The sequence below is a fragment of the Streptomyces mashuensis genome (assembly GCF_014654785.1).
In the GTDB taxonomy this organism is placed as follows: domain Bacteria; phylum Actinomycetota; class Actinomycetes; order Streptomycetales; family Streptomycetaceae; genus Streptomyces; species Streptomyces mashuensis.
Genome location: NZ_BNBD01000003.1, coordinates 1 through 13,554 on the forward strand (window position 1 = coordinate 1; position 13,554 = coordinate 13,554).

The 13,554-nt window shown below is 74.5% G+C and carries 10 protein-coding genes and 1 pseudogene; 5 read left to right on the forward strand and 6 right to left on the reverse strand.

Annotated elements, in window-relative coordinates; all coding sequences use genetic code 11:
* Positions 1-350 precede the first annotated feature (350 nt).
* The gene (locus IE305_RS09245; RefSeq protein WP_190129019.1) at positions 351-800 is read left to right on the forward strand and encodes a PTS sugar transporter subunit IIA; all 450 of its coding nucleotides are present in this window, start codon (positions 351-353) and stop codon (positions 798-800) included.
* Between the two features lie 125 nt (positions 801-925).
* The gene (gene ptsP / locus IE305_RS09250; protein ID WP_190129020.1) at positions 926-2,596 is read left to right on the forward strand and encodes a phosphoenolpyruvate--protein phosphotransferase; all 1,671 of its coding nucleotides are present in this window, start codon (positions 926-928) and stop codon (positions 2,594-2,596) included.
* Positions 2,597-2,674: 78 nt separating this feature from the next.
* Here ptsP and IE305_RS09255 read toward each other — a convergent pair whose 3' ends face one another.
* Together IE305_RS09255 and IE305_RS09260 are read right to left on the reverse strand one after the other, a co-directional pair.
* On the reverse strand, positions 2,675-3,559 hold the full coding sequence (locus IE305_RS09255; RefSeq protein ID WP_190129424.1) for a DUF8829 domain-containing protein: 885 nt from the start codon (positions 3,557-3,559) through the stop codon (positions 2,675-2,677).
* Between the two features lie 126 nt (positions 3,560-3,685).
* Positions 3,686-5,704 (reverse strand): acetoacetate--CoA ligase, encoded by a 2,019-nt coding sequence (locus IE305_RS09260; protein ID WP_190129021.1) that lies wholly within the window; start codon positions 5,702-5,704, stop codon positions 3,686-3,688.
* Between the two features lie 230 nt (positions 5,705-5,934).
* Between IE305_RS09260 and IE305_RS09265 the strand changes: the two genes are divergently transcribed.
* Together IE305_RS09265 and IE305_RS09270 are read left to right on the forward strand one after the other, a co-directional pair.
* Positions 5,935-8,298, forward strand: coding sequence for a glycoside hydrolase family 31 protein (locus IE305_RS09265; RefSeq protein ID WP_190129022.1), 2,364 nt, complete (start codon positions 5,935-5,937; stop codon positions 8,296-8,298).
* Positions 8,299-8,358: 60 nt separating this feature from the next.
* Positions 8,359-9,156, forward strand: a complete 798-nt coding sequence (locus IE305_RS09270; protein ID WP_190129023.1) for a M15 family metallopeptidase — start codon at positions 8,359-8,361, stop codon at positions 9,154-9,156.
* Here IE305_RS09270 and IE305_RS09275 read toward each other — a convergent pair.
* The 4 genes from IE305_RS09275 to IE305_RS09290 all read right to left on the reverse strand — a co-directional run bounded on the left by IE305_RS09275 (position 9,059) and on the right by IE305_RS09290 (position 12,958).
* On the reverse strand, positions 9,059-9,673 hold the full coding sequence (locus IE305_RS09275; RefSeq protein WP_190129024.1) for a GTP-binding protein: 615 nt from the start codon (positions 9,671-9,673) through the stop codon (positions 9,059-9,061). The two genes, IE305_RS09270 and IE305_RS09275, sit on opposite strands and share 98 nt — an antisense overlap.
* A gap of 83 nt (positions 9,674-9,756) precedes the next feature.
* Positions 9,757-10,170, reverse strand: coding sequence for a DUF742 domain-containing protein (locus IE305_RS09280; protein ID WP_190129025.1), 414 nt, complete (start codon positions 10,168-10,170; stop codon positions 9,757-9,759).
* A gap of 8 nt (positions 10,171-10,178) precedes the next feature.
* Positions 10,179-10,607 (reverse strand): roadblock/LC7 domain-containing protein, encoded by a 429-nt coding sequence (locus IE305_RS09285; RefSeq protein WP_190129026.1) that lies wholly within the window; start codon positions 10,605-10,607, stop codon positions 10,179-10,181.
* Positions 10,604-12,958, reverse strand: coding sequence for a sensor histidine kinase (locus tag IE305_RS09290; protein ID WP_190129027.1), 2,355 nt, complete (start codon positions 12,956-12,958; stop codon positions 10,604-10,606). Before IE305_RS09290 ends, IE305_RS09285 begins: the two co-directional genes overlap by 4 nt.
* Before the next feature lie 261 nt (positions 12,959-13,219).
* Here IE305_RS09290 and IE305_RS09295 point away from each other — a divergent pair.
* Positions 13,220-13,537: pseudogene (locus IE305_RS09295) on the forward strand (hypothetical protein); the annotation flags it as partial.
* Positions 13,538-13,554 lie beyond the last annotated feature (17 nt).

Here is a 13,554-nt window from a genome sequence, read left to right on the forward strand (position 1 = left end):
TCCTTTGTACTCACCCGAGTTTCTCGGGCTTTCCTCCGGGCGCTTCCCTTCGGTGTTTCCCACTCTATCAGGACTTTTCCGCCCCTCTCACCCGCTGTCGTTCGCACGACAACGTCGGAAGAGGAAGTGGGGGTCCCGCCGGTGGGCAGGGACCCGACAGTACATCCCCCTCCGGGGCGAGGCAAATCGATTACGCACCGCACACGGCGACGGGGCTCCTCGCGGGCTCGCGCGCCCGCGCACGCTTGTGCGGAACGGTCAGTTCCTATGACTTAGGCTTCTGATCCAGTGCGCCGTCCAGGACAGGTAGTGACGGCGCGTGATGATTCTCCACCCCTGGGAGGCTTCCCATGACCACCGTGACGTCCCCGATCGCCGGACGTGCCATCGGCCTGGCGGCAGTGCCCGACCCGGTCTTCTCCGGCGCGATGGTGGGCCCCGGTACGGCTGTCGATCCCGTGCGCGAGCCGCACGCCGCCGTCGCCCCCGTCGACGGCGTCATCGTCTCGCTCCACCCGCACGCCTTCGTCGTCGTCGACAGCGAGGGCCACGGCGTGCTGACGCACCTCGGCATCGACACGGTCCAGCTCAATGGCGAGGGCTTCGAGCTCCTCGTCAACAAGGGCGACACCGTCCAGCGCGGCCAGGAGGTCGTGCGCTGGAACCCGGCCGCCGTCGAGGCCGCCGGCAAGTCCCCGGTCTGCCCGGTCGTCGCCCTCGAGGCCACGGCCGACGTGCTGGCCGACGTCCGTGAGGACGGCGACGTCAAGGCCGGCGACGTCCTCTTCTCCTGGCAGTGACCTTTCACCTGCGGTGAATCCCGCCGTCGCGACAGTCCGGCAGCCGCGGTACCGGCGCCGGGCGACGGCACGTACGACATCCCCCGCGACGGCGTCGCCGTCGCACGCAACCGGAGACAGGTGAAATGGAGACAACGCTGCGAGGCGTCGGCGTGAGCCACGGTGTGGCGATCGGCGAGGTCCGGCACATGGGCACGGCGATTCTGGAGCCGCCGGCCAAGCAGATTCCGACGGACGAGGCGCCGCGCGAACAGGGGCGCGCCCGCCAGGCCGCGGAGGCTGTCGCCGCCGACCTCGTCGCACGCGGCAACCTCGCCGGTGGCGAGGCCCAGCACGTGCTGGAGGCCCAGGCCATGATGGCGCAGGACCCCGAGCTGTTGGCCGACGTCGAACGGCGCGTGGCCGTGGGCAGCACCGCCGAGCGCGCGGTGTACGACGCGTTCTCGTACTACCGCGAGCTGCTCGCGGGCGCGGGCGAGTACATGGCCGGCCGTGTGGCCGACCTGGACGACGTGCGCAACCGCATCGTGGCGCGGCTGCTGGGCGTGCCGATGCCGGGCGTGCCGGACAGCGACGAGCCGTACGTGCTCATCGCGCGTGACCTGGCGCCGGCCGACACGGCGCTGCTGGACCCGGCGCTGGTGCTCGGTTTCGTGACCGAGGAGGGCGGGCCGACCAGCCACAGCGCCATCCTGGCGCGGGCCCTGGGTGTGCCGGCCGTCGTGGCGCTGCCGGGCGCGGGCGAGCTGGCGGAGGGCACGGTCGTGGCCGTGGACGGCAGCACCGGTGAGGTGTTCGTCGGCCCCAGCGAGGAGAAGCGGGCCGAGCTGACGCGGGCCGCGGAGGAGCGGAAGGCGGCGCTGGCCGCGTCGTCGGGCCCGGGTGCGACGTCGGACGGGCACAAGGTGCCGCTGCTGGCCAACATCGGTGGTCCGGCGGACGTGCCGGCCGCGGTGGAGGCGGGTGCGGAGGGCGTGGGCCTGTTCCGTACCGAGTTCCTCTTCCTCGACGACGACAAGAAGGCGCCGTCGCAGGAGAAGCAGGTCGAGGCGTACCGCAAGGTGCTGGAGGCCTTCCCCGAGGGCCGTGTGGTCGTGCGGGTGCTGGACGCGGGTGCGGACAAGCCGCTGGACTTCCTGACGCCGGCGGACGAGCCGAACCCGGCGCTGGGCGTGCGGGGGCTGCGGACGCTGCTGGACCACCCGGAGGTGCTGCGGACGCAGCTGGCGGCGCTGGCCGAGGCGGCCGAGGGCCTGCCGGTGTACCTGGAGGTCATGGCGCCGATGGTGGCGGACCGTACGGACGCCAAGGCGTTCGCGGACGCGTGCCGTGAGGCGGGGCTCCGGGCGAAGTTCGGTGCCATGGTGGAGATTCCGTCGGCCGCGCTGCGGGCGCGGTCGATCCTCCAGGAGGTCGAGTTCCTGTCGCTGGGCACGAACGACCTGGCGCAGTACACCTTCGCCGCGGACCGTCAGGTGGGTGCGGTCTCGCGCCTGCAGGACCCGTGGCAGCCGGCGCTGCTGGACCTGATCGCGCTGTCGGCCGAGGCGGCGAAGGCCGAGGGCAAGAGCTGTGGCGTGTGCGGTGAGGCGGCGTCGGACCCGCTGCTGGCGTGTGTGCTGACGGGTCTGGGCGTGACGAGCCTGTCGATGGGTGCGGCGTCGATTCCGTATGTGCGGGCGGCGCTGGCCAAGCACACGCTGGCGCAGTGCGAGCGGGCCGCCGCGGCGGCCCGTGCGACGGACTCGGCCGAGGAGGCGCGTCTGGCGGCGCAGGCGGTGCTGTCGGGCGAGTGACCGCGTCGCGGTGCTCCGGTCGAGGGGCGTCCCACCTTCCGGTGGGGCGCCCCTCGCGCGTTCTGCGGTCGTCGTGCGTCATTCCAGGGGGTGGCCCGCCTCGTACTCCACTCCGGGTTCGGGCGGTACGGGTTCGCCGGTGAGGGGGTCGGTGCAGTAGGCGGCGAAGACTTCGCTCGCCGTCAGGGGGCGCAGGCGGCCGTCGCGGAGCAACCAGCCGCGCACCGTGTCGGGTGTTCCGGTGGTGCGCAGGACGATGCCGCCGGAGGCGCCGGTGGCGAGGCCGGCGGCGAGGACGGTGCTGAAGACGAGGGCGGACGCCTCGCCGAGGGACAGGCGGTCGTGGTCGCGGGTGGTGTGGAGCGCGGCCGTGAGGGTGGTGTCGGGGAGGGGGACGCTGCACACGAAGTGGTGTGTGCCGGGGCCGGCCGCCTCGACGAGGGTGCGCAGCAGGCGCGAGGCGTGGGAGAAGGCGGTGCGTCCGTTGTCCGCGCCGGTGCGGGCGAGGAGGGCGGCGGCGTACTCCCAGGTGGCCTGCTGTTCGGCCTCGTGGACGAGGTCGGGCAGCAGGCGGGTGAGCGGCCGGCCGTCGTAGACGAGGCGGGCTCCGGCGGAGGCGACGTCGGCGGTGTAGCGGGTGCGGCTGGCCGGGGTGTCGGGGTCGAGCCGGAGGCCGGTGCAGTAGTCCTCGTAGTCGGTGGGGTCGAAGAGGGTGACGTTGGTGTGGGTGCCCTGGGCGGCCAGGGCCCGCAGCAGGCCGTCGACCTGCCGCAGGTAGGTGGCGTGGTCGTCGAAGCCGAAGGAGCGGTAGCGCCGCATGGCGGCGAAGTCCCGCTCGTCGGCCAGGACGGCCACGGTGCTGGGTGTCTCGTGGCGCAGTGTGCGTCGCGCGGTCGGTCGCCTTCCCGCGTTCGCCTTTTTCCCCGTGTTGCGTGGGCTGCGTTTGCGGTGGGTGTGCGGCATGGTTTCCCCCTCGGCGCGAGTGATCGACACTCACCGACCGTAACCGCTACCACTGACAACGGTGACCGGCCGCCGCGTCGCCGCAGGTCAGGCGGGCGGGCAGGCAGGCAGGTCGGGCAGGGTCGGTCAGCCGCGTGCCGCCGCCCGCTCCCGGCCCAGGCGCTCGTAGAAGGCCAGCAGCCCGATGTCGTCGACCGAGCCGGGGTTGACCGCCTTCTCCAGCGGGACGCCCTGGAGGAGCCGCTTGACGGGGACCTCGATGCGCTTGCCGGTGAGGGTGTGCGGGACGGCGGGGACCGCGATGACCTCGTCGGGGACGTGGCGCGGGGAGAGCTGCTCGCGGAGGGTGCGCTTGATCTTGTCGCGCAGGGTGTCGTCGAGGGTGGCGCCGGGGGCGAGGTGGACGAAGAGGGGCATCCAGTAGCCGCCGTCGGGTTCCTCGACGCCGATGACGAGGGATTCGCGGATCTCGGGGAGGCGTTCGACGGCTTCGTAGATGTCGGCGGAGCCCATGCGGACGCCCTGGCGGTTGAGGGTGGAGTCGGAGCGGCCGTGGATGACGACGGTGCCGCGCGAGGTGAGGGTGATCCAGTCGCCGTGCCGCCAGACGCCGGGGTAGGTCTCGAAGTAGCTCTCGCGGTAGCGGGTGCCGTCGGGGTCGTTCCAGAAGCGGACGGGCATGGAGGGCAGGGGTGCGGCGACGACGAGTTCGCCGACCTCGTCGACGAGGGGTTTGCCGTGCGGGTCCCAGGCCTGGAGGTCGGTGCCGAGGCAGGGGGCCTGGAGTTCGCCGATGTACACGGGGAGGGTGGGGACGGCGCCGGCGAAGCAGCTGCAGACGTCGGTGCCGCCGCTGACGGAGGCGATCCACATGTCGGCGGAGACCTCGTCGTGGATCCAGCGGAAGCCGTCGGGGGGCAGGGGGGAGCCGGTGGTGGCGACGCAGCGGACGCGGGAGAGGTCGAGGTCGCGGCCGGGGTGAAGGCCGGCCTTGCGGCAGGCCATGACGTAGGCGGCGGAGGTGCCGAAGAGGGTGGTGCCGGTGCGTTCGGCGGCGCGCCACTGGGCGGCGGTGTCGGGGTGGCCGGGGCTGCCGTCGTAGAGGACGACGGTGGTGCCGACGAGGAGGCCGGAGACGAGGAAGTTCCACATCATCCAGCCGGTGGAGGTGTACCAGAAGAAGCGGTCGCCGGGGCCGAGGTCGCAGTGCAGGGTGAGCTGCTTGAGGTGTTCGACGAGGATGCCGCCCTGGGACTGGACGATGGCCTTGGGCAGGCCGGTGGTGCCGGAGGAGTAGAGGACCCACAGGGGGTGGTCGAAGGGCACCTGCTCGAAGAGGGGTTCGTCGCTGCCGGAGGTGACGTCGTCCCAGGCGAGGGCGCCGTCGGGGGTGGGGGTGCCGAGGAGGGGGACGTGGACGACGGCGCGCAGGGTGGGCAGGCCGCGGCGGAGCTCGGCGACCACGTCGGTGCGGTCGTGGCGCTTGCCGGCGTAGTGGTAGCCGTCGACGGTGATCAGGACGACGGGTTCGACCTGCTGGAAGCGGTCGAGGACGCTGCGGGCGCCGAAGTCGGGGGCGCAGGAGGTCCAGACGGCGCCGACGGCGGCGGTGGCGAGGAGCGCCACGACGGCGTGCGGGGTGTTGGGCAGGTAGCCGCTGACGCGGTCGCCGGGGCGGACGCCGAGGCGGCGGAGCTCGGCGGCGAGGGAGCCGACGGCGCGGCGCAGCTCGGCCCAGGTGACGGTGCGCACCTCGAGGGTCTCGTCGGTGTGGAGCAGGGCGGGTTCGGTGGCGTGGGCGGGGTCCTCGGCGTGCCGCAGGGCGTGTTCGGCGTAGTTGAGGGTGGCGCCGGGGAACCAGGTGGCGCCGGGCATGGTGCGGTCGGCGAGGACGCGCTCGTAGGGGTGGCCGAAGCGGACGCCGCACCATTCGGTGAGGGCCTGCCAGAAGTGTTCGGGCTGCTCGACGGACCAGCGGTGGAGGGCGGCGTAGGAGGCGGCGGGGTCGCCGGGTACGGGGGCGGGGGCGCCGTGGTCGGTGGCGGCGCGGGCGTGGAAGCGGGTCACGGCGGCGCGGGCGACGCGGTCCTCGCCGGGGGTCCACAGGGGTTCGGGCCGGCCGGTGGGCTGGGGTGCGGTGGTCATGTGGCTGCTCCCGGGCTGTGCGCGTCGTGGGCGGCTCCACGCGCACGGGCGGGGTGTGCGCGTGGCGTGGCTGTGAGGACGATGCCATGTGATCGACTCCGGCACCAGGGTGGCGGGGGAAGATCGCCGGTGCTGTGGGGCGGCGGGCGGGTGACGGCCGGGGCCCTGCGGGGGTGAACGGTGGAGGAACTGTGCCCGTACCGGTGCGGAGCGGTGGCAGGGTGAGCGGCATGGACGCGGGTGACGTGGTGCGGTCGGCGAAGTGGATGGCCTCGTTGCGGGCGGTGGGCAGCGCCCAGGGGCTGCGGACGGTGCGGTCGGCGTGGCGCAGGCACCGGGTGGATGCGGTGGGCCTGCCGCGGCAGGGGACGGAGCGGGCGCGGGTGCCGGGGCCGGCGGAGGGGGCGGAGCCGGGGCCGGGCGGCGGGGTGGTGCGGTTCGCGCGCTCGTCGCTGCGGGTGCGGGTGACGGTGGGCGGTGCGGTGTTCCTGGGCTGGGACGGGGCCGGGCCGGAACCGTCGTACGCGCTGGCGGGCGCGGCGCCGGAGGCGGACGAGCGGGCGGTGCTGGAGCCGGACACCGACGGGGGCTGGCGGGTGGTGGCCGAGCGGGCACTGGTGGTGGTGTCGCGGCACGGCATGGTGGAGGTGCGCACGCCGGGCGGGGCGTTGTTGCGGCGGGACCTGCCGCCGCGCTGGTGGGAGCCGGCGGCGCGGTCGGGCGGGCGCGGGGGGCGGTGGGTGCAGCGGTCGCAGGTGCCGGCGGACGCCCGGTTCTTCGGGCTGGGGGGCCGGTCGGCGGGGCCGCGGCTGCGGGACGGCTGGTACCGGCTGTGGAACACCGATCCGGGGGGTGCGTTCGAGCCGGGTGACGATCCGCTGTACATCACGATGCCGGTGCTGCTGACGGTGGCGGACGCGGGCACGCACCTGGTGTTCCACGACACCACGTGGGACGGGCGGGTGGCGTTGTGGGAGGGCGAGGAGGGGGCCGGGTCGGGGCACGACCGGCCGGGGCGGTGCGAGGTGCGGATGGACGGCGGTCCGCTGCGCTCGTGGGTGCTGGTGGGGTCGCCGGCGCGGGTGCTGCACGGCTGGGCGGGGCTGACGGGCGGGGCCGCGGTGCCGCCGGCGTGGGCGCTGGGGTACCAGCACGCGCGCTGGGGGTTCGGCAGCGAACGGGAGGTGCGCCGGGTGGTGGCGGGGTACCGGGAGCGGGGGCTGCCGCTGTCGGCGGTGCACCTGGACATCGACCACTTCCGGGGGCACCGGTCGTTCACGGTGGACCGGCGGCGGTTCCCGGACCTGCCGGGGCTGGCGGCGGACCTGCGGGGGCAGGGGGTGCGGCTGGTGTCGATCGTGGACCCGGCGGTGAAGGAGGAGCCGGGGATGGCGGTGTACGACGGCGGGGTGGAGGCGGACGCGTTCGTGCGGGACGTGCGGGGGCGGGTGGTGCGGGGCGAGGTGTGGCCCGGCCCGTGCGTGTTCCCCGACTTCACCGACCCGGAGGTGCGCCGCTGGTGGGGCGGGCTGTACGCGGAGCGGCTGGTGCAGGGGTTCTCCGGGGTGTGGCACGACATGAACGAGCCGGTGTCGTTCGCGGCGTTCGGCGACCCGACGCTGCCGCGGTCGGCGCGGCACTCCCTGGAGGGCCGGGGCGGCGACCACCGGGAGGCGCACAACGTGTACGGCCTGACGATGGCGCGGGCCGGCTACGAGGGGCTGCGGGAGCTGCGCCCGGACGAACGGCCGTTCCTGTTCTCGCGGTCGGGGTGGGCGGGGATGCAGCGGTACGGGGGCACGTGGTCGGGAGACGTGGCGACGGGCTGGCCGGGGCTGCGGGCGTCGCTGGCGCTGGTCCTGGGGCTGGGGTTGTGCGGGGTGCCGTACTCGGGGCCGGACGTGGGCGGCTTCACGGGGTTCCCGTCGCCGGAGCTGTTCCTGCGCTGGTTCCAGCTGGGCGCGTACCTGCCGTTGTTCCGGACGCACGCGGCGATCACGGCGGGGCGGCGGGAGCCGTGGGAGTTCGGCCCGGAGGTGCTGGAGCACGCGGGGGCGGCGCTGCGGGAGCGGACGCGGCTGTTGCCGTACTTCGTGACGCTGGCGCACCTGGCGCAGCGCACGGGGGCGCCGTACGTGCGCCCGGTGTGGTGGCGGTCGCCGGAGGACCGGGCGCTGCGGGACTGCGAGGACGCGTTCCTGCTGGGGGACGCGTTGCTGGTGGCGCCTGTGCTGGAGGCGGGCGCGGACCGGCGGGCGGTGCGGTTGCCGCGGGGGCTGTGGTACGACACGGCGACGGGCCGGGCGCACGAGGGGCCGGGGCAGGTGCTGCTGGACGCGCCGTTGTCGCGGGTGCCGGTGCTGGCGCGGGCGGGTGCGGTGGTGCCGGTGGCGGGTGCGGACGGGGCGGTGGAGCTGGAGGTGTGGCCGCCGGCGCCGGGGCGGACGGGCGGCGGGGTGCTGGTGCCGGACGCGGGCGACGGCTGGAAACGGCCGGACGCGGTGCGGTTCGTGACGCGGTGGCGGGACGGGGTGGTCGCCGTGGAGCGGGAGGGGGCCGCCGAGGTGGGGTTCCGGGTGCGGCTGCGGGGCTGAGCCGCCCCGCGTCTTCCCCACGTCTTCCCCCCTGCGCCGTGCGGCTGGTAAGGAGGCGGCATGCCGAGACTGCGCGCGCTGTGGCGCTCCCTGGTCCTGCCGTTCACCGTGCTGCTGGCCGTGGTGTCCGTTCCGCCGGCCGTCGCGGACGCGCCACCGGCGGGGGTGCCCCGCGGTTTCGTGGCGCTGTCGGACGTGGACCCGACGATCCTCCAGGAGATGCGGTACGTCACGCCGCACAACTTCACCGGGCACCGGGTGACGGGCTACGAGGAGCCGGTGTGCCTGCTGACCCGTCCGGCGGCGCGGGCGCTGCACCGGGCGCAGCTGGCGCTGTTGCGCCGGGGGTACGGGCTGAAGGTGTACGACTGCTACCGGCCGCAGCGGGCGGTGGACGACTTCGTGGCGTGGGCGGAGGACCTGGCCGACGTGCGGATGAAGGGCGAGTTCTATCCGCGCGTGGACAAGTCACGGCTGTTCGCGGACGGGTACATCGCGGCGAAGTCGGGGCACAGCAGGGGCAGCACCCTGGACCTGACGGTGGTGCGGCTGCCCGCGTGGCCGACGCGGCCGTACGTGCCGGGCGAGCCGCTGGTGCCGTGCTTCGCGCCTCGGGGTGAGCGGTTCCCGGACAACTCGATCGACATGGGTACGGGGTTCGACTGCTTCGACACGCTCGCGCACACGCTGGACCCGCGGGTGACGGGCCGGCAGCGGGCGCACCGGCTGCTGCTGAAGTCGGTGATGGAGCAGGCGGGGTTCACCAACCTGCCGGAGGAGTGGTGGCACTACACGCTGCGGGACGAGCCGTACCCGCAGACGTACTTCGACTTCCCCGTGCGTTCTCCACGACGGTGACCAGCACGTCCTTCACCGATTCGCGGTCGCGGGCGTCGCACAGGACGACGGGGACGCCGGGGTCGAGGTCGAGGGCCTCGCGGACGGCCTCCTCGGGGTACCGGGCGGCGCCGTCGAAGCAGTTGACGGCGAGGGTGAAGGGGATGCCACGGCGCTCGAAGTAGTCGACGGCGGCGAAGCAGTCGCGCAGCCGGCGGGTGTCGGCGAGGACGACGGCGCCGAGGGCGCCGGAGGCCAGTTCGTCCCACAGGAACCAGAACCGGTCCTGGCCGGGGGTGCCGAAGAGGTACAGCACCAGCTCCGGGCGGAGGGTGATGCGGCCGAAGTCCATGGCGACGGTGGTGGTGCGCTTGTGCTCGACGCCGGAGGTGTCGTCGACGGGGCGGCCCGCCTCGGTGAGCAGTTCCTCGGTGCGCAGCGGTTTGATCTCGCTGACGGCGCCGACGAAGGTGGTCTTGCCTGCGCCGAAGCCCCCGGCGACCAGGATCTTGAGGGCCACGGGGGCCGGTGCGTGCATGGGCCTTCTCTCCGGGGGTCTCTCAGGGGTCTCTCTGGGATCTCTCTGGGTGTGCGGTGCCGCCGTCCCGCCGGGGGCGTCCGTCACAGGGCGCGCAGGCCGGCGATGACCTCGCGCAGGACGCCCTCGTCGGGGAGTTCCGCCGGCGGGACGGGACGGCTGACGTGGACGTAGCCGGCGGCCAGCAGGTCGCCGACGAGGACGCGGACGACACCGACGGGCAGGTCCAGGCCGGTCGCCAGGTCGGCGACGGACTGCGGGGAGCGCAGGGCCAGGTCGGCGATGTCCAGGTGTTCCGGGGACAGGCTGCGGTCGGTGAGGCCGTGGGCGCCGCCGGGGAGGGAGGTGAGGGGTTCCGCGGCGACGACCAGCGCGATGAGGTCGAGGCGGTCCTCGGCGGTGCTGACGGTGCGGCCGCGGGTCATGGCGTAGGGCCGTACGACCGGGCCGGCCGCGTCGTCGTACCAGCGGCCCGCTCCGTCCTCGGGTGCGGTCATGCCGGCGGTCACTCGTCGGCGGCCCGCGGGGCCGTGGCCATGTGGGCGCCGACGCGCTTGACGAGCAGCGTCATCTCGTAGGCGACCATGCCGATGTCGGCGTCGGCGTCGGCGAGGACGGCCAGGCAGCTGCCGTCGCCGGCGGCGCTGACGAACAGGAACGCCTGCTCCAGCTCGACGACGGTCTGGCGGACCTCGCCGGCCGCGAAGTGCCGGCCCACGCCCTTGGCGAGGCTGTGGAAGCCGGAGGCGACGGCGGCCAGGTGCTCGCCGTCCTCGCGGCCGAGGTCCTTGGACGTGCCGGTGGCCAGTCCGTCGCCGGAGAGGATCAGGGCCTTGCGGATGCTGCCGACGCGCTCGACCAGGTCGTCGAGGAGCCAGTTGAGTTCTCCCGTGCCGGACGGGGAGTTGCGTGTGGCGGCGTTCGGTGCGGTCATCGACCGTCCCCCTCTGTCGTCGTTCCTGGTGCGGTGGTGCCGTCCCGGCCGTCGGAACCGGGCGGGCCGGGCAGGCCGGCGGGGTCTGGGGCGTTCTCCTGTTCGCGGCCGCGCCGCCAGCCGCGCTGGAGGGCCCGCATGCGGGCGCGGGCCGTCTCCGCCTCGCGTTCGGCGGCCTCGTCGGCGGTGGGCGGGGCGGTGGTGGGTTCGGGGCGCGGGCGCGGTGCCTCCTTGAGCTGCGGCACCAGGCTGGCCTGGCGTACGCGCCGGGGCAGGCCGCCGGTGGGCGTCGGGTCGTCGCCGCTGCCCGGGGCGGGTGCGGCGCGGTCCACGGCGGGCGCGTCGTCGGCCTTGTGGTGCTGCTCGGGCGGGTGCACCGGCTTGCGGGGCCGCACCACCGGTACACCGGCGGGGCGGCTGCCGGTGTCCTCGTCGCCGCCCCGTTCCCCTGCGCGCGGCGGGGCCTCGGTGAGCAGGGCGGACGGGATGAGGACGACGGCGGTGGTGCCGCCGTACGCGGAGGGCTGGAGGGAGACGCGCACGTCCTGGCGGCGGGCGAGGCGGCTGACGACGAACAGGCCGAGGCGGTCGGTGTCGGACAGCTCGAACTCGGGTGTCCCGGTCAGCTTGAGGTTCGCCTCCTGGAGCGTCTCGGAGGTCATGCCCAGGCCGCGGTCGTGGATCTCCAGGGTGAAGCCGTTGGAGCCGTTCTCGCCGGTGACCTGCACGGTGCTGTGCGGCGGGGAGAACACCGTGGCGTTCTCCAGGAGTTCGGCGAGCAGGTGGGTGACGTCGGCGACGGCCGGGCCGACCAGGGCCAGGCGCGGCAGGCGGCGCACGTCGATGCGCTCGTACGCCTCGACCTCGGCGACGGCGGCGCGGACGACGTCCATGAGCGGGACGGGGCGGCGCCACTGCCGGGCGGGGACGGAGCCGGAGAGGATGACGAGGCCCTCGGCGTGCCGGCGCATGCGGGTGGTGAGGTGGTCGAGGCGGAAGAGGTCGGCGAGCTCGCCGGTGTCCTCGGTGCGGCGCTCCATGGCGTCGAGCAGGGTCAGCTGACGGTGCAGCAGCACCTGGCTGCGGCGGGCGAGGTTGACGAAGACGTCGGAGACGCCGCGCCGCAGGTCGGCCTGTTTGACGGCGGCCTCGACGGCGGCGCGCTGGAGGGTGTTGAGGGCCTGGGCGACCTGGCCGAGCTCGTCGGGGCCGTGGGTGCGGCGGGGCACTTCGGTGTCGACGTCGACGGTCTCGCCGGCGGCCAGGCGGCGCATCACGCCGGGCAGGCGCACCCCCGAGATCTCGTGCGCCTCCTTGCGGAGGGTGCGCAGGTCGCGCACCAGGCCGCGGCCGATGCGGAACGAGACCACCAGGGAGGCGACGAGGGCGACCAGGCCCAGGACGCCGGCGACGGCCGCCTTGGTGAGGACGCCGAGGGCGACGGGCCGTACCCGGTCGCCGAACCGTTCGACGGCCTCGGTGCTCATCCGGCCGAGGTCGTCGAGGACGGGCCCGGCCACCTGGTCCCAGCGGGCGGGGTCGACGGCGTGCACGGCGCCGGGGGAACCGGCCAGGACGGCGGCGTCCTCGGCGGCGCGCAGGGCACGGGCGTTCGGACCCTCCCAGTAGTCCTGGTAGGCCTTGCGGTCCTCGGCGGGCAGGTCGGCGAGGTGGGTGGCGTAGAGGGTCTCGCGTTCGGCGACACGGTCGGCGACGGTGCGCAGGTCGCGGCGGGCGATGGTGCCGGCGGCGAGGGCGGAGGCGAACAGGGCGTCCTCGCGGGCGACGGCCTCGCGGGCGCGGGCCAGGCCGACGATGGCGCGGCCCTGCCGGTCCATGTCGGCGTCCTGGAGGGCGCCGAGGGTGGCGAGGAAGGCGTAGTACGGCTCGATGAGGCCGTTGTAGCCCTGGTAGGCGGCGTAGCGGGTGAGGTCGTTGTCCTCGGTGCGGCGGCGCAGGGCCTCGATGCCGCCGAGGGCCTTCTCGAATGCGCGGAAGCGGGCGGCGGCCGCGTCGCTCATGTCGGCGCGGACGTCGTTGTCGATGCCGGCCCGGAAGGCGGCGACGGCCTTGTCGGTGGCGCGCTGGTCGGCGCGGAGCTCGGCGAGGGTGTCGGCGCGGCGGGGGTCGGCGAGGTGGATGAGGGCCTGCCGGCGTTCCTTCTGGAGGGTGCGGACCATGTCGCCGGCGGGGTAGCCGACCTTGCTCATGACGTCGGAGACGGACAGCAGGCGGGCGGCCTCGGTGCCGGTGAGGACGGTGGCGAAGACCCACAGCGCGGTCAGGGAGACCAGGGGCACGAGCAGCAGCGCCACGATCTTCCTGCGGATCGTCCTTCCGCGCAGGCGCATGGCCTCCCCCACTCGTGCGGCAACCCCGTGGCGGCCGGAGGCAGTTTCCGACCGCGGTGCGGCGTGAGCCTACTACTGCGGGGTACGCGACTCGAAGACCAGTACGTGTGCGGGGTGCGTGTTCGGGGCGTACGGGGGGAAATGCTGCGCGGGGCGGGAACCTTCGGGCGGCGTGGTTCGCTCTCGTGGTGGGAAGGCCCTCGCTGCGGGCGCTTTTGGGGAGTGCCCCGGCGGGGCAGCCACTGGGGGAGGTGAGCCGCCATGGACGACACCCGTAGGCCGTTGTGGGTCGAGGTACCGGCGCGGAGGCCGAGGTTGCCGGACCCGGTCCGGGCGTCGGCGGTGCGTGCGGTGCTCATTGCCGCGGTCACGCTGGTGCAGACGACGGTGGCGATACTCTTCGCGCTCGCCGGTCTGTGGCTGGCGTTCCCCGCGGTGCTGGTCGCGGTGGCGGGCACCGTCGCGGCGACGTGGGCCGTGCTGGACGTGTGGGTGGCCCGTCAGGTGTGGTTGCAGCGGCACGGCGTGGTGTCCGTGCCGAGCAGCACGGCACGGCCGCTGCGCAGGCAGCGGCAGCGCCGGCCGGGCTTTCCCTG